20 protein-coding genes are annotated in these 23,840 nt (G+C 68.5%); 16 read left to right on the top strand and 4 right to left on the bottom strand.

All coding sequences use genetic code 11. The annotated features are described in order from the left end of the window. The first annotated feature begins 110 nt into the window (after positions 1-110). Genes AC3A5K_RS10460 through AC3A5K_RS10450 form a run of 3 tightly spaced genes read left to right on the top strand, consistent with a single transcriptional unit; the run spans position 111 to position 2,212 of the window. Positions 111-686, top strand: coding sequence for a hypothetical protein (locus AC3A5K_RS10460; RefSeq protein ID WP_487617458.1), 576 nt, complete (start codon positions 111-113; stop codon positions 684-686). A gap of 18 nt (positions 687-704) precedes the next feature. After that, entirely contained in the window at positions 705-1,709 is a 1,005-nt protein-coding gene (locus AC3A5K_RS10455) for a TrbL/VirB6 family protein (RefSeq protein ID WP_487617457.1), read from the top strand. A 29-nt stretch (positions 1,710-1,738) separates the two neighbouring features. Next, positions 1,739-2,212 carry a DUF4189 domain-containing protein gene (locus tag AC3A5K_RS10450; RefSeq protein WP_487617456.1) on the top strand — a complete coding sequence of 158 codons (474 nt, stop codon included), beginning with the start codon at positions 1,739-1,741 and terminating at the stop codon, positions 2,210-2,212. A 10-nt stretch (positions 2,213-2,222) separates the two neighbouring features. Here the strand turns inward: AC3A5K_RS10450 and AC3A5K_RS10445 are convergent, their stop codons facing one another. Next, the gene (locus AC3A5K_RS10445; protein WP_487617455.1) at positions 2,223-2,840 is read right to left on the bottom strand and encodes an OmpW/AlkL family protein; all 618 of its coding nucleotides are present in this window, start codon (positions 2,838-2,840) and stop codon (positions 2,223-2,225) included. A gap of 215 nt (positions 2,841-3,055) precedes the next feature. On the opposite strand from AC3A5K_RS10445, the gene gap reads away from it, so the two are divergent. The 6 genes from gap to pyk all read left to right on the top strand — a co-directional run bounded on the left by gap (position 3,056) and on the right by pyk (position 12,180). After that, positions 3,056-4,060 carry a type I glyceraldehyde-3-phosphate dehydrogenase gene (gene gap / locus AC3A5K_RS10440; RefSeq protein ID WP_487617454.1) on the top strand — a complete coding sequence of 335 codons (1,005 nt, stop codon included), beginning with the start codon at positions 3,056-3,058 and terminating at the stop codon, positions 4,058-4,060. Positions 4,061-4,179: 119 nt separating this feature from the next. Next, on the top strand, positions 4,180-6,924 hold the full coding sequence (locus tag AC3A5K_RS10435; RefSeq protein WP_487617453.1) for a DUF2339 domain-containing protein: 2,745 nt from the start codon (positions 4,180-4,182) through the stop codon (positions 6,922-6,924). Beyond that, complete coding sequence (locus tag AC3A5K_RS10430; protein ID WP_487617452.1) at positions 6,921-8,285, top strand: DUF3999 domain-containing protein; 1,365 nt, start codon at positions 6,921-6,923, stop codon at positions 8,283-8,285. Before AC3A5K_RS10435 ends, AC3A5K_RS10430 begins: the two co-directional genes overlap by 4 nt. Before the next feature lie 166 nt (positions 8,286-8,451). Then, positions 8,452-9,627: a phosphoglycerate kinase gene (locus AC3A5K_RS10425; RefSeq protein WP_487617451.1), complete on the top strand. Its 1,176-nt coding sequence runs from the start codon at positions 8,452-8,454 to the stop codon at positions 9,625-9,627. Next, positions 9,624-10,265, top strand: a complete 642-nt coding sequence (locus tag AC3A5K_RS10420; RefSeq protein ID WP_487617450.1) for an HAD hydrolase-like protein — start codon at positions 9,624-9,626, stop codon at positions 10,263-10,265. The genes AC3A5K_RS10425 and AC3A5K_RS10420 overlap by 4 nt, the downstream gene beginning before the upstream one ends. A 424-nt stretch (positions 10,266-10,689) precedes the next feature. Continuing rightward, complete coding sequence (gene pyk / locus AC3A5K_RS10415; RefSeq protein WP_487617449.1) at positions 10,690-12,180, top strand: pyruvate kinase; 1,491 nt, start codon at positions 10,690-10,692, stop codon at positions 12,178-12,180. A 7-nt stretch (positions 12,181-12,187) separates the two neighbouring features. Here the strand turns inward: pyk and AC3A5K_RS10410 are convergent, their stop codons facing one another. After that, a complete protein-coding gene (locus AC3A5K_RS10410; protein WP_487617448.1) occupies positions 12,188-12,682 on the bottom strand; it encodes a hypothetical protein in 495 nt (164 codons plus the stop codon). A 195-nt stretch (positions 12,683-12,877) separates the two neighbouring features. On the opposite strand from AC3A5K_RS10410, the gene AC3A5K_RS10405 reads away from it, so the two are divergent. Beyond that, on the top strand, positions 12,878-13,885 hold the full coding sequence (locus AC3A5K_RS10405; protein ID WP_487617447.1) for a class I fructose-bisphosphate aldolase: 1,008 nt from the start codon (positions 12,878-12,880) through the stop codon (positions 13,883-13,885). A gap of 114 nt (positions 13,886-13,999) precedes the next feature. Here AC3A5K_RS10405 and AC3A5K_RS10400 read toward each other — a convergent pair whose 3' ends face one another. Then, on the bottom strand, positions 14,000-14,515 hold the full coding sequence (locus AC3A5K_RS10400; RefSeq protein ID WP_487617735.1) for an O-acetyl-ADP-ribose deacetylase: 516 nt from the start codon (positions 14,513-14,515) through the stop codon (positions 14,000-14,002). Positions 14,516-14,619: 104 nt separating this feature from the next. On the opposite strand from AC3A5K_RS10400, the gene AC3A5K_RS10395 reads away from it, so the two are divergent. Next, a complete protein-coding gene (locus tag AC3A5K_RS10395; protein WP_487617446.1) occupies positions 14,620-15,102 on the top strand; it encodes a hypothetical protein in 483 nt (160 codons plus the stop codon). Positions 15,103-15,329: 227 nt separating this feature from the next. Here the strand turns inward: AC3A5K_RS10395 and cysK are convergent, their stop codons facing one another. Further along, entirely contained in the window at positions 15,330-16,289 is a 960-nt protein-coding gene (gene cysK / locus AC3A5K_RS10390) for a cysteine synthase A (RefSeq protein ID WP_487617445.1), read from the bottom strand. A gap of 208 nt (positions 16,290-16,497) precedes the next feature. Between cysK and AC3A5K_RS10385 the strand changes: the two genes are divergently transcribed. The 5 genes from AC3A5K_RS10385 (at position 16,498) to AC3A5K_RS10365 (ending at position 23,776) form a co-directional block, all read left to right on the top strand. Further along, positions 16,498-17,577 (top strand): efflux RND transporter periplasmic adaptor subunit, encoded by a 1,080-nt coding sequence (locus AC3A5K_RS10385; protein WP_487617734.1) that lies wholly within the window; start codon positions 16,498-16,500, stop codon positions 17,575-17,577. Next, entirely contained in the window at positions 17,574-20,711 is a 3,138-nt protein-coding gene (locus AC3A5K_RS10380; protein ID WP_487617444.1) for an efflux RND transporter permease subunit, read from the top strand. Before AC3A5K_RS10385 ends, AC3A5K_RS10380 begins: the two co-directional genes overlap by 4 nt. Then, positions 20,704-21,261, top strand: a complete 558-nt coding sequence (locus tag AC3A5K_RS10375) for a GNAT family N-acetyltransferase (protein WP_487617443.1) — start codon at positions 20,704-20,706, stop codon at positions 21,259-21,261. The genes AC3A5K_RS10380 and AC3A5K_RS10375 overlap by 8 nt, the downstream gene beginning before the upstream one ends. A 111-nt stretch (positions 21,262-21,372) precedes the next feature. Further along, positions 21,373-22,863: an alanine/glycine:cation symporter family protein gene (locus AC3A5K_RS10370; RefSeq protein WP_487617442.1), complete on the top strand. Its 1,491-nt coding sequence runs from the start codon at positions 21,373-21,375 to the stop codon at positions 22,861-22,863. A 1-nt stretch (position 22,864) separates the two neighbouring features. Then, the gene (locus tag AC3A5K_RS10365) at positions 22,865-23,776 is read left to right on the top strand and encodes a TrmH family RNA methyltransferase (RefSeq protein WP_487617441.1); all 912 of its coding nucleotides are present in this window, start codon (positions 22,865-22,867) and stop codon (positions 23,774-23,776) included. The last annotated feature ends 64 nt before the right edge of the window (positions 23,777-23,840 follow it).

The following is a 23,840-nucleotide window of genomic DNA, read 5'->3' as shown; positions in this document are numbered from 1 at the left end:
GGCGCCCTGCGTTGCCGCGCGCAGGTCGGCGTTGGGTCGTCGTGGCTGCGGTCGTCGCAGTCTTCGCCACCGGCGCTGCAGCGGCAGCGTGGCAGGTGCAAGACCGGGACGTGCAACGCGAGCTCCAGCAACTGCGCAATCGCATCGGCGGCAGCAATTCGACCACGGTCGTGAGTGAACTGCAGAAGGTCAACACGCGCCTGCAACTCGCACATGCAGCGGGCGGTGCGCTTGCCGGGATTGTCGAGGAGCCCGAGAGCGACGCCAGGCTCGATCGCAACGAACCGTCCACTGCAGGCCTGAGCATCGGCCGCATGTGCCCGTCCGGCGTGGCGAGTGGGCTGGGACAGAAGCAGCGCACGCTGTGCCGGGAACTCGTGCAGACGGAACGTGCACAGTACGTATTCGCCTTGCGCATGTTCGAGCGCGCCGCCGAGCACCATGCCCGGCTGGAAGCGATCGAGCAGCGACGCCACGCACTCGGCGCCGACGACTATGCCGACCTGCAGGCCAACTCGAACGAACTGCTGGCGCTGACCGCCCTGATGGACAACGACCGGGATCGCTATCAGACCTACATGCGTGCCTACGAGGCGCGCGTGGCGCATATCCGGCACACCCAGATCGCGCTGTCCCGGAACCTGTTCCAGGGCCGGTCGGGCGTGGATCTGCCCACGTCCCTCTAACGATTCCGGAGTCTCGACATGGACAGTCTGGCAGGCCTGGTGCAATGGGCATTCTTCGCGCTGGTCTTCGAATTCCTGAATTCGCAGATCGCGTCGTTCCAGAACGGCCTCATCGCGCGTGGCACCCAGTTCGTCAGTGGGCTGGCGCTGACGCTCTGCACGCTGTGGGTGTTCATGCAGGGCTTCATGATCGTTACCGGTCGCAGCCGGGAGTCGATGATGGGCCTGGTCGTCGGTTCCTTGCGCGTCTTCCTCATCGTGTCCGCCGCCACCGCGATGTCGTTCGCGGGCACCAACCTGACCAGCTTTCTCGCCGACGGATTGCCCCGGTCGATCAACGAGTTCGTGACCGGCAGCAACGAGAAGCCGGAGGAATCGATCGACAAGAATCTGAAGATCATGGGGTTGATCTTCGTGCTGGTCGACCGCGTGGGCGGTGCATCCGACGATTCGCAGAGCAAGATGAGTCAGGACCGGGCCATCACCCTGATGGGCATCGGCATTGCCGGACCGTCAGTGGTCGGCGGCGCGATGCTGCTGCTCTACAAGATCGCACTCGTGCTGTTCGTCGGCTTCGGCCCGCTGTTCATCATGTGCCTGATGTTCGACCAGACCAAGGACCTGTTCAAACGCTGGTTACTCTACGGACTTGGCACCATGTTCAGTCTCGCAGTGCTGTCCTTCATGGTCGCCGTGGCGACCAAGCTGGTCGCGATCACCGCAGCCGCCTTGCTGCTGCAGTACACCCTGATGACGCAGGACACACTCGACTTGACGGCCGTCATACCATCGGGCGGCCTCAATGCCGCTGCGATGCAGCAGGGCGGCATTGGTTTGCTGATGTCGGTCCTGATGGTCATGTCGCCGCCGATGGCGGCCATGTTCTTCAGTGGAACGCTCGGGCAGTTCGCTGCGAATTCGAGTTTTGGTAATGTCGGTCGGAACAGCTCGGGGCAACGAACCGACTACGAGCAGCGGGTTGCCGATAATCCGGAGAAGAGAAACACTGACGGCGGCGGATAGTCGCTAGGACGCTGGCTAAAGGAATTTTCATGAGAAGGAATCTCCTCATTTTTGTATCTTTTCTGATGTTGTCCGCTGGCCTTCCGCAGAATGCGGGGGCGCAAGATCCAAATTCGCAGCATTACAGAGACACCGTTGTGCTTCCTGCGCTAGGCATGGGAGACACGATTTCTACAGATCGCCCTACTCAGCGAGATCAAGGTGGAGGCTGGGGCGCACTCGCCATCAGTCGTCCTTACGAGATTTTCGGCATTGCGCTCGAGCAGCATGACGAGGTGAGTGCGCAGGAGCAGGCGCTCCATATTTGTGAGACGCGCGGAGGCCAGAACTGTGAGGCGAGGCTGACTTTCCGAAATACGTGCTTTGCGTTGGCTAGTGGCGGCGGCCATTGGGGAGGCGCTGCAAGGAGTCGACAGCGCAATGCTGATCGGGTCGCTCTGCAGAACTGTCGGAAGTTTGGCGGGGGCTCTGAATGCGCAGTGATAGAGCGGACCTGCCGATGATGAGGCCGCCTCAGAAATTAATTAGATAAGCAGTCCCGTACACCAGCGGATCGATCCGAACTGCTCCGAGTGCCGCACCATCCAGCCGTACTTCGCTGTCGATATCCATCCAGCGTGTGTCGATGCGGATCTTGCCCTTGCCTGCGCGGATGTCGAGGCCGGCATGCACTGCCAGCCCCCAGGAATCGCCGAGTTCGAGTCTCGAACCTGCAAGTGCGCCGCGGGTGCCTTCCTCGAAGAAATTTGTGTAGTTCAAGCCCACGCCGAGCAGTGGCGATACGTTGGCCTGGGGCGCGAAGTGGTACTGAAGGCTCAGCGTGGGCGGCAGGTGCCTGGTGCTGCCGACGCGGCCGAGACCGGCGATGTCGATGTCGTGGCGGAAGGGTGCGGCGGCGAGAAGTTCGATGCCGAGCCGGTCGTGCACGAAGTACTCGAGGGCGACGGTCGGGCGTGTGCTGCCGCCTACCGACACGGGAAGCGTGCCGTCGGCCAGGCTGCCGTTGTCGGACTTCGGTGCGACGTGGTGGGCGCCGAGGGCGAGGGTCCAGTCGCCGGCGGACTGGGCGGCGGTAGACAGTGCCGGGGCGAGGCAGGCGAGGGCGAGCAGGGCGGGCGCGAAGCGGCGCATGGGACTTCCAGGTCGTTGGGGTGGCGCCAGTGTTCGACGCGGTCACGCCCTGCGCCTTGATCCGGATCATTGCGCTGCCGCCTGAAGCGCTGGCGGCGGGTGCACGGGGGCGGCTGGTAGACTGTGCGGCGGTTGTCCGGGCTGGTGCCCACGCGCCACGCGGACACGTCTTTCCCACTTTTGCCGCGTGCGCGCGGCTGCAGGAGTCCGGATTCATGGCGATCAAGGTAGGCATCAACGGCTTCGGCCGCATCGGCCGCAACGTGCTGCGCTCGGCGGTGGAGAACTTCGACGGCGACATCGAGATCGTGGCGATCAACGATCTGCTCGAGCCCGACTATCTGGCCTACATGCTTTCGTACGATTCCGTGCACGGCCGCTTCAAGGGCGAGGTGTCGGTCGACGGCAACACGCTGGTCATCAACGGCAAGAAGATCCGTCTGACCCAGGAGCGCGATCCGGCCAACCTGAAGTGGGACGAGGTGGGCGCCGAGGTGGTCATCGAGTCGACCGGCCTGTTCCTGACCAAGGAGACCGCGCAGAAGCACATCGACGCTGGCGCGAAGAAGGTGATCCTGTCGGCGCCGTCGAAGGACGACACGCCGATGTTCGTGTTCGGCGTCAACGACAAGACCTATGCGGGCGAGGCGATCATCTCCAACGCCTCGTGCACCACGAACTGTCTGGCGCCGATCGCCAAGGTCATGCACGACAAGTGGGGCATCAAGCGCGGCCTGATGACCACCGTGCACGCGGCGACCGCGACCCAGAAGACCGTCGACGGCCCGAGCAACAAGGACTGGCGCGGCGGCCGCGGCATCCTGGAGAACATCATTCCGTCGTCGACCGGCGCGGCGAAGGCCGTCGGCGTGGTGATTCCGGAGCTCAACAAGAAGCTCACCGGCATGAGCTTCCGCGTGCCGACGTCCGACGTGTCGGTGGTCGATCTGGTGGTCGAACTGGACAAGCCGGCCTCGTACGAGGAGATCTGCGCCGAGATGAAGGCACAGAGCCAGGGCGCGCTGAAGGGCGTGCTGGGTTACACCGAGGACAAGGTGGTCGCCACCGATTTCCGCGGTGAGACCTGCACCTCGGTGTTCGATGCCGAAGCCGGCATCGCGCTGGACCCCACCTTCGTCAAGCTGGTCAGCTGGTACGACAACGAGTGGGGCTATTCCAATAAGTGTCTGGAGATGGTCCGCGTGGTCGCGGCGAAGTAATCGCCCGCATCATCGTTGCACCTCCGAAGCCCCGCAACTGCGGGGCTTCTTGCGTTCGGAGCGTCGCCGGGTAAGGTGTCGCAGGCGCGCCGCCCGGCGCGGATGGGGCGGGGCGGGGCATGGAAGAATTGCTGGTACTGGTCGGGCTGGCGCTGTTGACGGTTCCCGTCCTGCTGGTCGTCGCGCTGGTGATGATCGCGGGCCTGCGGCGCCGCGTCTTCGCTCTGGAGCGGGCGGTGGATGTGATGCGCCGCGAAGCGGGCGCGCGAGCCGTTCCGGCCGAGACGGCCGCGACGCCACCGTCGCGCGATGAAGCAGTCCCGTCGCCCACGCCCTCACCGACACCTGCACCGCGGTCTTCGCCTTCCAGCGCGCAAGCGCCGTCGATCGCGCAGCCATCGCCGGGTGTGCCGCCGCTCGACGCAGTGCCGGCCGCGTCCGTCACGCCACCACCACTGCCGCCGGTACCGCCACGCAGTGCCTGGCGCGATGCGGATACGCCCATCGATCCAACGCCCGTTGCGCGGCCGGCCACCTATGCGGCACAGACGGGCCCGGACGTGTTCGAGCGTGGCCTGCGTCTGGTCCGTCAGTGGTTCACCACCGGCAACGTACCGGTGAAGATCGGCATGCTGGTGCTGTTCGCCGGCGTCGCCGCGCTGCTCAAGTACGCGAGCGACGAAGGCCTGCTGCAGGTGCCGGTGTCGCTGCGGCTGGCCGGTGTTGCGGTGGCCGCGATCGCGGGACTGGTGTTCGGCTGGATGCGTCGTGACAGTCATCGTGTTTTCGCGCTGAGCCTGCAGGGCGGGATGATCGGCATCCTGCTGCTGGTGGTGTTTGCCGCATCGCGGATGTTCGGACTGGTGCCGATCGGATTCGCGTTCGCCGCAAGCGTGGCGCTGGTGTTCGGCGCTGGCGCGCTGGCGGTGCTCCAGGGCGCGATGGCGCTGGCGGTATTCGCGGTGCTGGCGGGGTTCCTCGCACCGATCTGGCTGTCGACCGGCAGCGGCAACCATGTCGCGCTGTTCGGCTATTACGCGGTGCTCAACGCGGCGATCGTCGCCATTGCCTGGTTCCGGGCGTGGCGCCTGCTCAATCTGCTGGGCTTCGTCTTCACCTTCGGCATCGGCACGCTGTGGGGCGTGCTGGATTACGAGGCCGCCGATTACACGTCCGCGCAGGCGTTCCTCGCGCTGTTCTTCGCGATCTATCTGGCGGTGCCGCTGCTGCATGCGCGGCGACGGCCGGCAGGGCGGCGTGATCTGATCGATGGCTGTCTGGTCTTCGGCACGCCGCTGGTGGCGTTCTCGCTGCAGGCGGGGCTGATGCGCACCGACACCACGGCGCTCGCCTTGTGCGCCCTCGGCGTGGCGGCGCTGTATGCAGGCCTGTCGTGGTGGCTGCGACGCGGCGGTCGCTTCGAAGTACTGCAGCAGTCGTATGCGTTGCTGGCAGCGGGCTTCGCGACGTTGGCGGTGCCCCTGGCACTGTCGGCGCAGGCCACTGCCAGCGTGTTCGCGCTCGAAGGGGCTGCGCTGGTGTGGCTGGGCCTGCGCCAGCAGCGACGCCTGCCACGATGGTCCGGCATCGCGCTGCAGGGGGCGGCCGTGGTCGCCTACGCGTTCGCGGTGGGCAATGCGACGGTCGGCGCCGCCCCGTTCGTGCATGGGCTGTTCGTCGGCGCGATGTTGTTCGTGATCGCCGGACTCGCGATCGCATGGACGTATGCGCAGGCGGGCGCCGTCGTGCCGGCGCGCGTGGCCTATGTGTGGACGTTGCTCTGGTGGATTGGCGCGTGGGCGTTGGAGTTGCAGCGCGTGTTGCCGGCGGCTGCATTCCCCGACGCGCTGTTGGCACTGGCGGCCGTGACCGGCTGGCTGGCCGCCGAGCGCCACCGGCGGGCGTCCGATTCGCTCTTGGCCGGTACGGCCTGCCTCGCTCTGGTGGCCGCGCTGCCACTTGCGCTGTGGCAGGCCGACGTCCATCAGCAGCCGTTCTCCGGATACGGCCTGTGGGCGTGGCTGGTCTTCGCCGCGTTGGGCGTGCGCAGCCTGCGGTGCCTGCGCGAAGGCGACAGTGGATTCGCACGCGCTGCGCAGTTCGGGTGGTGGCTGCTGTGGCCGGCCGCGGTGTCGCTGTTGCTGGTGCATCTGGTCGACCGCTTCGATGGCGGCGACGGCTGGTGGCGGGTCGCAGTGGTGGCGCCGTGGCTGATGGTCACCGCGGTCGCACTGTTGCGCTGGTCGTGGCTCACGCCGCTGCTGGGCGCGGCCTTCGATCCGATGCGTGCGTCGTTCCGCACGGTCTGCTGCGTGCTGCTCGCGATCTGGTGGCTGGCGGCGCTGGGCAGTGCCGGCGATCCTTCACCGCTGCCGTGGATCGCGCTGGTCAATCCGCTCGATCTTGCCCAGGTCGCGGCGCTGCTGCTGATCGCGCGCTGGTTGTGGCGCGGCGATGCGCCGCTTCCGGCACGAGCACGCATGCCGGTGCTGTCGGCGGGCGCCTTCCTGCTGGTCACGGCGATCACGCTGCGCGGCGCGCATCACTGGGGCGGCGTGCCCTGGGACGGCGCGCTCGCGGGCAGCAGTCTGGCGCAGACCAGTCTGACCGTGGTCTGGAGCGTGCTCGGCGTGCTGGGCTGGGTCATCGGCTCGCGCCGTGGCCAGCGTGTGCTGTGGCTGGCGGGTGCGGTGCTGATGGCGATCGTGCTGGCCAAGCTGGTGCTGGTGGATCGCAGCCATCTCGGCAACCTGTGGGGCATCGGTTCGTTCATCGCCTACGGCCTGCTGTGTACCGTCGTCGGGTTCTTCGCGCCCGCGCCGCCGCGTGCGGTGACGGCTGAAGCAGTGGAGACCGGCGCATGAAGCGACCTGTGCAACACCTCGTTGTGCTCGCCCTTGGTTTTGCCTGCAATGGGGCGATTGCCGCGGCGGGCGACGACGTCTTCGTCGCGCAATGGCCGCTGACCCTGCCGGCGTCCGATGCCGGCGCCTATCAGGTCGAGCTCGACGATGCGGTCTACGCGACCACGGTGTCGCCGGCGCTGCGTGATCTGGTGGTGGTCAACGGCGATGGCCGGCAGGTACCGGCGCTGCTGCAGTCCGCGCCTGCGCCGACGGCGCGTCGCACGACGCAGCCATTGGCCTGGTTCCCGCTGCCGGCGACGGCGGCGCGCGCGGGCAGCGACATTGCGGCGATCAGCGAACTCGATCCCGATGGCCGCCTGCGCCGCATCCAGTGGCGGCCTTCGCCGGGCGATGCGCCGCCAGCGGCATTGCTGGTGGATGCCGGCGCGTCGGATGCGCCGCTGCAGGCGCTGGTGCTGGACTGGGGCGTTGCGGACGCGGCGTTCGAGCGCACGATGCGTGTCGAAGGGTCGGCGGATCTGCGCGACTGGCGCCCGCTGCCTGCCGGCGGGCGCCTGCTCGATCTGCAGCGCGGCGACGAACGTCTGGTCGAGCGGCGCATCGTATTCGACACGCCGGTACGCATGCGGTATCTGCGGCTCACGCCCGGCGACGGCGCGGGCACGATGCCGGCGATCGACTCGGTCACGGGCGAATCACTGGGGGCGGCCGGGACGCCTGCACTCGACTGGCGCGCACTCGAACCGGCCGGGCCGGCGGATGCCGAGGGTGGCGTCGTATTCCAGCTCGATGCTCGGCTGCCGGTCACCCACGTCGATCTGGGCCTGGACGGCAACGCCACCGCGCGCTGGACGCTGTCGGTGCGCGACACCCAGGACGCCCCGTGGCGCACGATTGCCAGCAACTGGCTGGTCTACCGGCTTGGCGCGGACGCGGCGTCCCGCACGCCGCCGCTGGCGCTCGATGCGATGGTGCGCGCGCGTCAGTGGCGACTGGTGCCGGACGCGCCGACAGCCGGCGCCATGCCTGAGTTGCGACTCGGCTATCGCCCCGAACGCCTGGTGTTCGTCGCCGAGGGTGCGCCGCCGTTCGCGCTGCGGGCAGGCAGTGGACGCGCCCAGCGTATCGACGCCGCGGTCGCGCCCCTGCTGGCCGATCTGCGTGCGCGCAATGGCGGCCGCTGGCAGCCGGCGATCGCGACCCTGGGCCCGCGCACGGAACTGGCCGGCGCTGCTGCGCTGGACGCCACGCCGCCGCGCGACTGGGGCACTTGGCTGCTGTGGAGCGTGCTGGTGCTGGGCGTGCTGCTGGTCGGCGGCTTCGCCCTGAGTCTGCTGCAGGCGCCGAAGCCGCGCTAAGAATTGCCGGGCGCGCGCGGGCGGTGTGCCATGAGGCGCCTTCGCGCGCAGTCGCGCTCTCACGGGCGTCGACTGCGGGGCCGGTTTGCCTGCCCGCAGGCACACCGCGGACAATGGGCCGCTGACGCACACGCGTTCTCCTTCCGAATACAGCGAGCCCAGAGCCATGACCATCGTCCGCATGACCGACCTCGACCTTTCCGGCAAGCGCGTGCTGATCCGGCAGGATCTCAACGTCCCCGTCGACGGCGGCAAGGTCACCTCCGACCAGCGCATCCTCGCGTCGCTGCCGACGCTGAAGCAGGCGCTGGCGCAGAACGCGGCGGTCATGGTGACCTCGCATCTCGGCCGGCCGAAGGAAGGCAGCTGGAGCGAGGCCGATTCGCTGGCGCCCGTCGCTGCGCGCCTGTCGGAGCTGCTGGGCATCGACGTGCCGCTGGTGCGCGACTGGGTGGGCGGTGTCGAGGTCGCGCCGGGCCAGCTGGTGCTGCTGGAAAACTGCCGCATGAATGTCGGCGAGAAGGACGACGACGAGGCGCTGTCCAGGAAGTACGCAGCGCTGTGCGACGTGTTCGTCATGGACGCGTTCGGCACCGCGCACCGTGCGCAGGCGTCGACGCATGGCGTGATCCGTTTCGCGAAGACCGCCGCCGGCGGCCCGCTGCTGATGGCCGAACTCGACGCGCTGGCCAAGGCGCTCGATGGCCCGGCGCGCCCGATGCTGGCCATCGTTGCCGGCAGCAAGGTGTCGACCAAGCTCGAACTGCTGTCGTCGCTGGTCGGCAAGGTCGATCAGCTGATCGTCGGCGGCGGCATCGCCAACACTTTCATTGCGGCGCTGGGCCATGGCGTCGGCAAGTCGCTGGTCGAGACCGACCTGCTCGACACCGCGAAGCAGATCATGGCCGATGCCAGGGCGCGCGGCGCCGAGATTCCGGTGCCGACCGATGTCGTCGTCGCACCTGCGTTCGCGGCCGATGCACCGGCCACCGTCAAGGCGGTGGACGCGGTCGAGGCGGACGACATGATTCTCGACATCGGACCCGAGACCGCCGCCCGCTATGCGCGGATGATCCACTCCGCCGGCACGGTGGTGTGGAACGGCCCGGTCGGCGTGTTCGAGTTTGACGCCTTCGGGGGCGGCACCGAAGCGCTGGCGCGCGCGATCGCCTCGTCGAAGGCGTTCTCGATCGCCGGTGGCGGTGACACCCTGGCGGCCGTCGACAAGTACGGTATCGCCGACGACGTGTCCTACATTTCGACCGGCGGCGGCGCCTTCCTCGAATTCCTCGAAGGCAAGACCCTCCCGGCCGTGGCGGCGCTGGACGCGCGCGAGGCGTGAGCGACACGCTGTTCTTCGATCTCGACGGCACGCTGATCGATTCGGAGCCGGGCATCCTCGGCGGCATCGCGTATACGCTCGATGCGATGGGGCACGCGCCGCTCCCGCGTGAGGCGCTGCTGCCGTGGATCGGTCCGCCGCTGCTCGACAGCTTCGCGGCCCTGTTCGACGGTGACCAAGGGCGTGCGGTGCAGGCAGTGGATCTGTATCGCGATCGCTACGACACCCAAGGCTGGCGCGCGCACAGCGTGTACCCCGGGATCGAAGGCCTGATCACGGCGCTGGCCGCCGAAGGCCGACGCCTGGCCGTGGTGACGTCCAAGCGCGAAGTCTTCGCGCGGCGGATCCTCGACGCGCTGCCGTTCGGCGATGCGTTCACCACCGTGGTCGGCGCCAGCGAAGACGGCACGCGGCGCTACAAACGCGAACTGATCGCCGAGGCCCTGGGCCGGCTCGGCGCGGCACCTGCGCAGTGCACGATGATCGGCGACCGGCGCATGGACATCGAAGGTGCCCGCCAGCACGGCATGCGTTCGATCGGCGTGCTGTGGGGATTCGGCGGCGCGGACGAACTGCGCGAAGCCGGTGCCGATCGGCTGGTCGAGACGCCGGACGCCCTGCGCGTCGCAGTGGCCTGAAACCCGCGTCGGGCGAGGCGATTCGCCTGGCGCTTCGGCGCACGCGCTTTGCGTGCGCCGGGCCGTCTGCGCCGTGGTGGCGCAATGCATTCGGATCGCAGGCCAGTGTGCGGGCCCGGCTCGAATACCCAGGCTCACCGGATGGCCGCATTCGACGTCGGTACGCGCCCCTGGCCATCGTCGACGTGTGATCCCGCGCATCTGCTGCCGTGCGCGGTGCGCGCGATGCAACGGCGTCTGCGTCTTTCCGTTGGCTGCAGAGTGCACCGCGGCGTGCATCGACGCGGGACGTCGCGTCATGGCGGCCCACGCGCCGATTGCCTCGATTTCCCAGTAAGCTCGGACCGCGCGCGGGGAGCGCGCAGCGCGGCGCGTGTTGCTGCGCAACATGCCTTTGACCACCGGTGGACACTACACTCGGCCTATGACCACGACTGAACTTCCTCCCGTGCCGGCGCATCGTCGCCGCACCCGCATTCTCGCCACGCTCGGTCCTGCGACCGACGCCCCCGGCATCCTCGATGCCCTCATCGCCGCCGGCGTCAACGCCGTCCGCCTGAACTTTTCGCACGGCGATCCGGCTTCGCAGAAGGCGCGTGCAGATGCCGTCCGCGACGCCGCCGACCGTGCAGGCGTCGAGATCGGCATCCTGGCCGACCTGCCGGGTCCGAAGATCCGGATCGAGAAGTTCGCCGAGGGCAAGGTGCAGTTGCGCACCGGCGACCGCTTCGATCTGCTGGCCGATGCCGATGCGCCTCCGGGCACCGTCGACCAGGTCGGCGTGAGCTATCTCGGTCTGCCGGGCGATCTGGTGGCCGGCGACGTGCTGCTGCTCGACGACGGGCTGATGCAGTTGCAGGTCACCGCCGTCGAAGGCGCGCGCATCGTCACCACCGTGCTCAACGACGGCGTGTTGTCGAACCGCAAGGGACTCAACAAGCAGGGCGGCGGGCTGTCGCTCGGTGCGCTGACCGACCACGACCGCGACCTGATCAAGGTCGCTGCCGACATCGGCGTGGATTTCATCGCGGTGTCGTTCTGCCGCAACGCTGCGGACATGGAAGAAGCGCGCTCGATCGCGCGTGCGCACGGCAGCGATGCGGCGCTGGTATCGAAGATCGAACGCACCGAAGCGATCGAGAATCTGGCCGAGATCATCGATGCCAGTGACGTCGTGATGGTGGCGCGTGGCGATCTGGGCGTCGAAATCGGCGATGCCGAGCTGCCAGGCCTGCAGAAGAAGATCATCCGCGAGTCGCTGGCCCGCAACAAAGTGGTGATCACCGCGACGCAGATGCTGCAGTCGATGGTCGAAAGCCCGATGCCGACGCGCGCCGAAGTGCTGGACGTCGCCAACTCCGTGATCGACGGCACCGATGCCGTGATGCTGTCGGCCGAGTCCGCAGCCGGTGCGTATCCGGTGCGCGCGGTCGAGGCGATGGCGCGCATCTGCGTCGGCGCCGAGCGCCAGTTCGCGCACGACACCGATTTCGAAAAGGCCCAGCGCAACCTCGAGCGCGCGGACCATGCGATCGCGATGGCCGCGATGTTCCTGTCCGAGCACGTGGGCGTGGGCGCGATCGTCGCGATGACCGAATCCGGCGGCACCGCGCGGTACCTGTCGCGCTTCCGCGGCGGCGCGCACGTCTATGCGTTCTCGCGCCATGCCGATGCCCGGCGCCGGATGACGCTGATGCGCGACGTGTTTCCGTTCGAATACGACAGCCGCGGCCAGACACCGCGCGAGGCCGCCCGCGGCAGCGTGCGTCTGCTGGTCGAGGCGGGCCTACTGAGCGCGGGTGAGCGCGTGGTGTTCACCAGTGGCGAGCACATGGAAACCCATGGCGCCACCAACACCCTGCGTCTGCTGCAGGTGGGTGAAGACGGGCGCGCCGAGGGCCTGGGCGAACTCTGACGGCGGCTCAGTCCCCGTTCGTCCCGATCCGCTGCAGGGTCGGGCCGAACTCGGGATGCCGCAGGATGTCCGTCTCGCCACTCGCGGCGAAGCGGGCGACCGCCAGGCAGGTCTGCGCGTCGGCGAGCCCACCGGGAAGCAGCGACGCATTCTCACGCGCGGCATTGGCGGCCGTGTCCGCGATCCGGTCCTGTCCGAATTGCTGCGCAGCCGCCTCGCCGTGCACCTCGGCGATCAGCCGCACCATCGCATGCACCTGCTCGGCCGCGAGTTTCAGCGGCGCGGCATTGCGGTCCATCCAGAGCTGACAGGCCGCCTGCGACTGTTCGCCCGCCAGCCCGGGCAGGAGACTGCAGCGCAGGCGCAGGCTCTCCTGGAGTGTGGCCATCATGGTCATCGCGTAGCCGGCAGCCGCGGCGCGGGCTTCGAATGCCTGCTCTCGGGGCGTCGTCGTCTGCGCGCACAGGCCCGGCGCGACGAGGATGCCGAGGGCGAGCGCCAAGGTGGATCGGATGGCCAGCAGGACGGGGACCTCGCCTGCGCCCGGACGGGGGCGTCGAACCGATTCTCGGCGTGATGGCGGACGTCCATCGGAACCCGGCCTGCCGCGCTGTCGGTGGATGGGCCGTGCGCGGCGGGCCGGTCCGAAGCCGCAGGCTATAATCGCGTTCTTTCCCCCGCCGGACGTATCCGCCCCATGAGCATCGAACAGCTTGCCGAAACCGCCCAGGCCATGGTCGCCCCCGGCAAGGGCATCATCGCGATCGACGAATCGACCGGCACGCTGGCCAAGCGCTTCGAAAACGTGGGCATCGCCAACACCGAAGAGAACCGCCGCGCCTACCGCGAGCTGCTGCTGACCACGCCCAAGCTGTCGGAGCACATCAGCGGCGCGATCCTGTTCGACGAGACCATCCGCCAGTCGACGAAGGCCGGCGTGCCGTTCGCGAAGTACATGACCGAGCGCGGCATCATCCCGGGCATCAAGGTCGACCGTGGCACCCAGGCGCTGGCCGGCTTCCCCGGCGAGCTGGTGACCGAAGGCCTCGACGGCCTGCGCGCGCGCTTGGAGGAGTACTACAAGCTCGGCGCCCGCTTCGCCAAGTGGCGCGCGGTGATCAAGATCGGCGAAGACATGCCGTCGGGCACCTGCATCGAGGCCAATGCGCATGCGCTCGCGCGCTACGCCGCGCTGTGCCAGGAGCAGGGCCTGGTGCCGATGGTCGAGCCGGAAGTGCTGATGGACGGCGACCATGACATCGAGACCTGCTACGAGGTCACCGAAATCACGCTGCGCGGCCTGTTCGACGCGCTGTACAACCAGAACGTCATGCTGGAAGGCACCATCCTCAAAGCATCGATGATCGTGCCGGGCAAGGACAGCGGCGAAACCGCCGATGTCGAGGAAGTCGCCGAAGCCACGCTGATGTGTCTGAAGTCCTCGGTGCCGGCGATCCTGCCGGGCGTCGTGTTCCTCTCGGGCGGCCAGAGCGACGAGCGCTCGACCGCGCACCTCGATGCGATGAACCGCATGGGCCCGAATCCGTGGCCGTTGTCGTTCTCCTACGGCCGCGCCATGCAGCAGGCCGCGCTGAAGCTGTGGTCGCAGGACCTGGTCAACAACGTCGGCAAGGCGCAGGACACGGTGTTCGCACGCGCCCGCGACAACGGCCTGGCCGCGCAGGGCAAGTGGAAGAAGGGCTGAGTCGGGCGACGGCCTGACCGGATGGGGAAACGCCGGCTTCGTGCCGGCGTTTTCGTGTCTGCGTCCGTCTCGCGGATTCGCAATGCCTGTCGAACGGTGCAGAACGTCCTGCGCTCAGCGGGCCAGCGCCGTTTCGTAGCGCGCCAGCATCGCGGCGTCGTGGCAGCAGAACAGCACGTCCAGCGACTGCGGACCGGCCCAACGGCGTACGGTTTCCACGGCGATCGCGACCGCCGCGTCGGGCGGATAGCCGTAGACACCGCAGCTGATGGCGGGAAACGCGAGGGTCGCGATGCCATGGGTCCGGGCCAGCGCGAGGCTGTTGCGATAACACGCGGCCAGCAGCGCCGGCTCCCCGGCATGCCCGCCGCGCCAGACCGGGCCGACGGTGTGGATCACATGCCGCGCCGGCAATTCGAAGCCCGGGGTCAGACGCGCTTCGCCGGTCGGGCATCGCACGCCTGGCGAGACCTCCGGCAGGGCGCGGCAGGCACGCAGCAGCGCAGGCCCGGCCGCACGCTGGATCGCGCCGTCGACGCCGCCGCCGCCGGCCAGCGCGGCGTTCGCGGCATTGACGATGGCGTCGACATCGCAGCCGGTGATGTCGGCGCGCAGGGCGTGGACACGGATCATGGCGCGAGTGTCGCATCCGGCCGTCGCGTGGACCAATGACCACCGGCCCATCACCCCAGGTGCTCCAGACTGCGCGGCCACTTGAGACGTGGAGAAGCCCGATGTCCGCCGTCACCCATGCCGGACGCCTGCACGTGCCGCTGGCCGTACACGATGCGCTGCGACGCGCCCGCCCGGAGGAGGCGGCCGGACTGATCCGCCAGGCCAATCCCGGCCTCGGCCGCGCGGAGGCGATCGATGCCATCCAGCGGCTCGCGGCGAATCCTTCCGACCGGCTCGACGACAACGATCCCTACCAGACGACTGCCGGTGCAGCGCCGGCCGATTCCGGCGTTCTGCCGAGCGAAGTGGCGGCCAAGATCGCGACGGGCAACATCGTGGATGCGGCGCGCCGTCTGCGCGATGCCAAGCCCGGGCTCAGCGAAGACGCAGCGCGGGACGCGGTGGCCCGGCATTGCTCGCCGCTGCTCCGCGAGGCGCGCGAGGACACCGTCGTGCCCGGTGACAGCGGCCGCTACGGTTGGGTGGGCTGGGTCCTGCTGCTGGTCGCAGTCGGGGGTGGCGTGGCGCTCTGGCTGGGCTGAGCGGTTTCCCAGCGACGCGCGCCAGGTCATCGGCGGCGCGATGTCGACAGTTGCGCCTCGTGTGCGCGGTCGAGCCGAAGCCGCAATCGTCGGATCTCGATGTGCCGCGTTGATCGCGCCGTTCTCCCGCTCCGGTTGGCTGACAGCGCACCCACGCGCTGTGACCGGATAAGAACCGTCACTGCAGATCCCGTCGCGGCCCCGAGGCCGCGACGGAACAAGCGTGCTTACGGCAGACCGGCCAGCCAGTCGTCGTCGGAGCCGTCGTTGATGTCGGCGAACAGCGGTGTCGACAGATAGCGTTCGCCGGTGTCGGGCAGCATCGCCAGGATGACGTCGCCATCGCGGGCAGTCCTGGCCACTTCGAGCGCGGCGGCCAGGGTGCCGCCGGCGGAGATGCCGACGAAGATGCCTTCCTCGGTTGCCAGCCGGCGCGCCGTCTCGATGGACACGGCATCGTCGATCGACAGCACCTGGGCGGCGATGTCGCGGTTCAGCACCTCGGGCACGAAGTCCGGCGTCCAGCCCTGGACCTTGTGCGGGGCCCAGTCCTTGCCCTGCAGCAGCGCGGCGCCGGCCGGTTCGCAGGCCGTCACCTTCACCTCGGGGCGCGCGACCTTCAGCACTTCGCCCACGCCGGTCAGCGTGCCGCCCGTGCCCCAGCCGGTGACGAAGTGGTCCAGCCGGCGTCCGGCGAAGTCGCGCAGGATCTCGGCCGCCGTCGTGCTGCGGTGGTAGGCGGGATTGGCGGGATTGGCGAACTGGCTGGCCAGGAACCAGCCGTGTTCTTCGGCCAGTTCCTGTGCGCGGCGGACCATGCCGCTGCCGCGTTCGGCGGCGGGGGTGAGGATCACTTTCGCGCCGTAGGCGCGCATCAGCTTGCGGCGTTCGATCGAGAACGTCTCGACCATCGTCGCCACGAACTTGTAACCACGTGCCGCGCAGACCATCGCCAGCGCGATGCCGGTGTTGCCGGATGTGGCCTCCACGACCGTGTCGCCGGGCTTGAGCAGCCCTTTGGACTCGGCGTCGAGAATGATCGCCAGCGCCAGGCGGTCCTTGACCGAGCCGCCGGGATTGAAGGACTCGACCTTCGCATAGAGCTGGACGTTGTCCGGGGCGAGGCGGTGCAGGCGGACGATCGGCGTATGGCCGATGGTGTCGAGAATGCTGTCGTACAGGGCCATGGGGGACACCTCAACGCAACGCGCTAGGCGCGGTTCCCCAGCCTGGGCCAAAACGCACGACCGTGCCAGCGGTTGACGTGGAACGCTGTTTTTTCAACACCATCTCTTGGCACGGTCGGTGTCACAGACCACCGGGTAAGATCGTGCGGTTTTCCGTACCGGTAGCGCTCTCTTGTCCCAGCACGTCTCCGTCCGACCCGCGTTTCCGCTGCGGGCCCTCGGCCTGGCCGCCGCCCTTGTCCTGTCTGCCTGCGGCGGGGAAGGCGCCGGGCCGTCCGGACAGTCCGCGCCCGCGCCCGTGCCGGTGACCACGACCGTGGTGCAGCCCCAGCAGTGGAACGACAGCGTCACCGCGCTGGGCACCGTGAATGCGCGCGAGTCGATCACGGTCACGGCCAAGGTCAGCGAGATCGTGCAAGGCGTGCACTTCGACAGCGGCGACGAGGTCGCGGCCGGTGCGCCGCTGATCACGCTCAGCGGCAACCAGCAGCAAGCCACCCTGCAGGCCGCCGAGGCCGCGGCCATCGATGCCGACAGCCAGTACCGGCGCGGGACCGAGCTGGTCGACACCCAGCTGATCGCCCGGGCATCCGTCGATACCCTGCGTGCGAACCGCGATTCGGCGCGTGCCAACGTCGCCGAGATGCGGGCCAACATCGGCGACCGCACCATCCGCGCCCCGTTCGCCGGCGTGCTCGGCCTGCGTCAGGTCAGCCTGGGTGCGCTGGTCACGCCCGGCACGCCGATCGCCACGCTCGACGACATCGGCGCGGTCTACGTCGATTTCCCGGTACCCGAGACCCAGCTGTCGCGCGTGATCACCGGCCAGCGCCTGTTCGGCCGCGTCGCCGCGTTTCCCGGCCGCGATTTCGACGGCGTGGTGCAGACGGTCGATGCGCGCATCGATCCGCAGTCGCGCGCGGTCACCGTGCGCGGTGCGTTCGAGAATCCGGACCGCGAACTGCGTCCCGGCATGCTGGTGCAGGTGCGCCTGCAGCAGGCGGCGCGCGAGGCGCTGATGATTCCCGAGATCGCGGTGATCCAGGTCGGCCGCGACACCTTCGTCTATCGCGTGCGCGAGGACGAGACCGTCGAGCAGGCGCCGGTGACGGTGGGCGTGCGCGCCGAGGGGCTGGTCGAGATCCTCGAGGGCCTCGAGCACGGCACCCGCATCGTCGTCGATGGCACCGGCAAGCTGCGCCCGGGCACGCGCATCACCGAAGGCACGGTGCAGGAGGCGAAAGCCCAGCAGGCCGAAGAAGTCGCGCCGGCGGGTGACACCCAGTGAAGCTGTCCGATCTTTCGATCAAGCGGCCGGTCTTCGCGGCCGTCATCAGCCTGCTGCTGGTCGTGCTGGGCATCATGGCGTTCATGCGCCTGACGGTGCGCGAGCTGCCGAACGTCGATCCGCCGATCGTCTCGGTCGACGTCAGCTATCCGGGCGCATCGGCCGCAGTCGTCGAAACCCGGATCACCCAGATTCTCGAAGACGCGCTGGCCGGTATCGAGGGCATCCGCACCATCGAGTCGCGCAGCCGCAACGGCCGCTCCGACGTCACCATCGAGTTCAACCTCAACCGCGATATCGAGGCGGCGGCCAACGACGTGCGCGACGCGATCAGCCGCGTCATGGACCGCATGCCGATCGAGGCCGATCCGCCGGAGATCTCCAAGGTCGAAGCCGACGCCGACGCGATCATGTGGCTCAACATGCGCTCCACGGTGATGGACACCATGGAGCTGAGCGACTACGCCGACCGGTACGTCATCGACCGCCTGTCCTCGCTCGACGGCGTGGCCCGCGTGCAGCTCAGCGGCGCGCAGCGTTACGCGATGCGCATCTGGCTCGACCGCGATGCGATGGCGGCGCGCGGCATCACCGCCAACGATGTCGAGACCGCGCTGCGCAACGAGAACGTCGAACTGCCGGCCGGCCGCATCGAGTCGGAAACGCGCGACTTCACCCTGCGCGTGGAGCGCGGCTACCGCGAGCCCGAGCAGTTCGCGACGATTCCGCTGCGCCGTGGGTCCGATGGTTATGTGATCCGCATGGGCGACGTGGCCCGGATCGAGCTGGGCACGGCCGAGCGCCGCTCCTACATGCGCAGCAACTCGGTGCCCAACGTCGGCCTTGGCATCGTGCGCACCTCGATCGCCAACGCACTCGACGTGGCCCATGCCGCGCGCGCCGAGGCCGAGCGCATCCAGCAGACGCTGCCCGAAGGCACCGAGATCTTCGTCGCCGCCGACAACACCGTCTTCATCGATGCGGCGATCAGCCGCGTGTACTGGACGCTGGCCGAAGCGATGGGCCTGGTGTTCGTCGTCATCTGGCTGTTCCTCGGCAGCCTTCGCGCGGCGCTGATTCCCGCGATCACAGTGCCGGTGTGCCTGGTCGCGGCCTTCATCGCGCTGTACGCGTTCGGCTTCTCGATCAACCTGCTGACCCTGCTCGCCCTGGTGCTGTGTATCGGTCTCGTCGTCGACGACGCCATCATCGTGCTGGAGAACGTGCAGCGCCGTGCGGACGCCGGCGAGCCACCACTGGTCGCGGCCAAACGCGGCACCGCGCAGGTCGCGTTCGCGGTCATCGCGACGACCGCGGTGCTGGTCGCGGTGTTCCTGCCGGTCGGTTTCATGGAAGGCAACTCCGGTCGCCTGTTCCGCGAGCTGTCGGTCGCGCTGGCCGGCGCGGTCGCGCTGTCGGCCTTCATCGCGCTGACGCTGACGCCGATGATGTGCTCCAAGCTGGTCCGCCCGCAGGGGCACAAGAAGACCGGCTTCAATGCGTGGACCAACCGGCACCTCACCCGCCTGTCCAACGGCTACGGCCGGCGCGTCGGTAGCCTGGTCGCGCTGTCGGGCGGCCGCCTGCTGCTGGTGGTGACCGGCGCGATGGCGATCTGCGCCGTGGCGGCGATGCTGTTGTACTGGCGCGTGCCCAGCGAACTGTCGCCGGCCGAAGACCGTGGCCGCTTCTTCATCGGCGTCGATGGTCCGGAAGGTGCGGGCTACGACTACACGGTGGCGCAGATGCAGCAGGTCGAGCGGATCTTCGCGCCGCTGGTCGGCGAGGACCAGCCGATCGAGCGCGCCAACTCGCGCGTGCCGCGCGGCTGGGGCGGCAGCGAGGACATGCACACGGGTCAGATCGTGGTGTTCCTGCAGGACTGGCGCCAGCGTGATGTCAGCACGGCGTCGGTTGTCGAGGACCTGCGCGCCCAGCTGGCCGAACTGCCCGGCGTGCAGGCACGCGCCAACGTGCCGGGTGGTCTGGTCGGTGGCCGTGGCCAGCGCTACCAGCTGGTGCTCGGCGGTCCGGACTATGCGGAAATTGCCCAGTGGCGCGACCGCATGCTCGCGCGCATGCGCGAGAACCCGGGCATCCAGGATCCGGACTCCGACTACAAGGAAACCCGTCCGCAGATGCGCGTCGACATCGACCGCCCGCGCGCGGCCGATCTCGGCGTGTCGGTGCAGGAGATCGGCCGCACGCTGGAAACCATGATGGGCCAGCGCCAGGTCACGACCTTCGTCGACAACGGCGAGGAATACGACGTGCTGCTGCAGGCCGATCGCGAGCGCCGCATGTCGCCGTCCGATCTCACCGGCACCTTCGTGCGCGGCCGCGACGACACCCTGGTGCCGCTGTCGAACCTGGTCACGCTCAGCGAGATCGCCGAGCCCGGCAGCTTCAACCGCTTCAACCGTCTGCGTTCGATCACCATCGCCGCCGGCCTCGCGCCGGGTTACACGATGAGCGAGGCGATCGCGTGGACCAACGAAGTCGCCGCCGAAGAGCTGCCGGACTACGCGCAGGTCGACTGGAAGGGCGAGAGCCGCGAATTCCAGGAAGCCGGCGGCGCGGTGCTGCTGACCTTCGCGATGGCGCTGCTGATCGTCTATCTGGTGCTGGCCGCGCAGTTCGAGAGCTTCATCCATCCGCTGTCGATCATGCTGACGGTGCCGCTGGCGGTGCTCGGAGCGCTGCTCGGCCTGTGGGCGACGGGGGGCACGCTGAATCTCTTCAGTCAGATCGGCATCGTGATGCTGATCGGCCTGGCGGCGAAGAACGGCATCCTGATCGTCGAGTTCGCCAACCAGCTGCGCGACGACGGCCGCACCGTGCGCGAAGCGATCGCCGAAGCCTCGGCGGTGCGTCTGCGTCCGATCCTGATGACCTCGGCGGCGACGATCATGGGCGCGATCCCGCTGGTCGTGGCCGGCGGTCCGGGTTCGGCGAGCCGCGCGACGATCGGCATCGTGGTGATCTTCGGCGTCGCGTTCTCGACGCTGCTGTCGTTGTTCGTCGTGCCGGCGTTCTATGCGCTGCTGGCGCCGTTCACGCGTTCGCCCGAAGCCCTGGCAAACGAACTCGAGCGGCTCGAAGACGAGACGCCCGTGGTCAGCGGCCATGCCTGATGCCGCGCGCTGGAACGCGGTGCGCCTCGACGGTGCGGGCTTCGTGCTCCGCCGCTGGCGCGCCAGTGATCTCGACGCGCTGCTGCGCCACGCGGACGATCCTGCGATCGTCCGCGGTCTGAGCGACCGCTTTCCCAATCCCTATACGCGCGCCGACGGCGAGGCCTTCCTCGCCGGACGCGTCGTCGACCTGGCGATGCCGGCGCTCGCGATCGAGATCGACGGCGAGGCCTGCGGCAGCGTCGGCATTCGTCATGCCGCCGCCGGCGAGCGGGCGCACAGCGCGGAACTCGGCTACTGGCTGGGCCGCACGCACTGGAACCGCGGCGTGATGCGCCGCGTGGTCGCGACCTACGTGCCCTGGGTCATGGACGCACTGTCGCTGTCGCGGATGCAGGCGAACGTGCTCGACATCAACCCGGCCTCGGCGCGGGTGCTGCAGGCCAACGGCTTCGTCGAGGAAGGTGTGCTGCGCGGCGCGATCCGCAAAGCCGACGGTCTGCACGACCTGCGCGTCTTCGGCCTGCTGCGCAACACTGCCGACGCCTGATCCACCCGCGAAAAGCGGTCATGGCGCGGCACGACGCGCGGAAATGCAGGTATCGTGTCCGCCAGTTGCGACGGGGATCGCGACAGCCACCCGACCGGAGCATCGCGCCACGTGGATACCTTACTCAGTGCATTGAACGGGCTGATCTGGAGCAAGGCGCTGATCGCGCTGTGCCTGGGCGCCGGCCTCTGGTTTTCGTTCCGCACCCGTTTCATGCAGGTCCGCGGCTTCGTCGAGATGACCCGGCTGACCTTCAGCGGCAAGAGTTCGAATGCCGGCGTGTCCTCGTTCCAGGCACTGGCGATGTCGATGGCCGGGCGTATCGGCATCGGCAATATCGCCGGCGTTGCGACGGCGATCGCCTTCGGCGGTCCCGGTGCGGTGTTCTGGATGTGGGTGATGGGCTTCCTCGGCGCTTCGACCTCGTTCGTCGAGTGCACGCTGGCGCAGATCTACAAGGAAAAGGACAGCGAAGGGCGCTACCGCGGCGGCCCGGCGTACTACATCGAAAAGGCCATGGGCCTGAAGTGGTACGCGCTGGCGTTCGCGTTCGCGACGCTGATCGCCGCCGGTCTGCTGATGCCGGGCGTGCAGGCGAATGCGATCGCCGACAGCATCGCCAACGCCTGCGTGGGCACCTCGGTCTGCGGCGACCTGTCCGGGCAGTGGATGGGCATGGAGGCGCGCACCGCGCTCAAGGCCGGCATCGGCATCACCGTGGCACTGATGCTGTCGGTGATCATCTTCGGCGGCGTCAAGCGCATTGCAGCGTTCGCCGAACTGGTCGTGCCGTTCATGGCGCTGGCCTACATCTTCATCGCGGTCGCGGTGATGATCATCAACTACGACTTCGTGCCGACGATGTTCCGCATGATTTTCGAAAGCGCGTTCGGCGTACACGCCGGCTTCGGCGCGATGCTGGGCCTTGCGATCGAGTGGGGCGTCAAGCGCGGCATCTACGCCAACGAGGCCGGCCAGGGCACCGGTCCGCATGCAGCAGCTGCGGCCGAGGTCTCGCATCCGGCCAAGCAGGGTTACGTGCAGGCGTGGGCAATCTATTTCGACACGATGCTGGTCTGCACCTCGACCGCATTCCTGATCCTGGCGACCGGCATGTACAACATCGTCGGACCCGAAGGCACGATGCTCCACGAAGCGTTGCCGGGCGTGGAAGCGGGCTCGGGCTTCGCCCAGGCGGGCATCGAATCGATCCTGCCGGGCTGGGGCGCGGCGATGGTCGCGGTGGCGCTGTTCTTCTTCGCGTTCACCACGATCATGGCCTATTACTACATGGCCGAAACCAACCTCACCTACCTCAACAACCACGTCGCCCGGCCGACCCGCACGCTGCTGCTGCGTCTCGCGATCCTGGGCATGGTGATCTTCGGCGCGGTGCGCAGCGCGGAGATGGCGTGGATGCTCGGCGACATCGGTGTCGGCCTGATGGCCTGGCTCAACATCGTCGCAATCCTGATCCTGCAGAAGCCCGCAATGCTCGCGTTGCGCGATTACGAGATGCAGAAAAAGCAGGGTCTCGACCCGATCTTCGATCCCGACAAGCTCGGGATCCGCAATGCCGATTTCTGGCGCAAGGCCCCCTGATATGACGAAGTCCCCCTGGTCCGGCGGTGGCCGCGACACGCCCCGCACGCCGGCACCCGCGCCGGGCCGCGACAGTCCGTGGGGCGCGCGTTCGCGTCCCGACACGCCTGCACCGCCGCGCGCTGCTGCGCCGCGGCCCGACGTGCGCGCGGACGACGCGGCGGGCAGCGAAACCGAAGACCGGCGCGAGATGCGCCTCTACGGGCGCAACGCGATCGACGCCGTGTTCGCGCGTCGACCCGACGCGATCCGAAAGCTCTATCTGCTCGAGGCGCGCATCCCGCAGCTGCAGCCGCTGCTGAAGTGGTGCGCTGCGAACCGCGTCGGCTATCGCGTCGTCGCCGAAGACGATCTGCGCAAGCTCGCGGCCAGCTCGCACCACGAAGGCGTCGTCGCCGACGTACTGCGCGAGGCGCCGCAGTCGCTGGGCACCTGGCTGCAGTCGCTGCCGGCCGGTCCGGCGTGCGCGCTGTGGCTCGACGGCGTGGGCAATCCGCACAACCTCGGCGCGATCCTGCGCTCGGCCGCGCACTTCGGCGTGGGTGCGATCCTGATGCCGAAGACTTCGCCGCTGGCGCTGTCCGGCGCGGCCGCGCGCGTCGCCGAAGGTGGTGCCGAATCGGTGCCGTTCGTGCGCCTCGGTCGCGACGACAATTCGCTGGCCCAGCTGCGCAGCGCCGGTTTCTCGCTCGCGGCGACCGTCGTGCGCGGCGGCGACAGTGTGTTCGCCAAACCGCTGCCCGACCGCATCGTGTTCGTCATCGGTTCCGAAGGCGAGGGCATGGATCCCGAACTCGCCAAGGCCTGCGATCTGCGGCTGGGCATTCCCGGCAGCGGCAAGGTCGAGAGCCTCAACGTCGCCTCGGCGACGGCCGTGCTGCTGGCGCAGTGGACCCAGCACAGCCCCACATGACCGGTTGTTGGCACTCGCGCTGATCGCGCGAGTGCTCGACTGCCGCATCGCGCTCATGCGCGAT

Source organism: Luteimonas sp. Soil_C_5 (genome assembly GCF_057656615.1).
The sequence above is the reverse complement of the archived record's forward strand: the minus strand, read 5'-3'. Positions and strand labels throughout refer to the sequence as shown.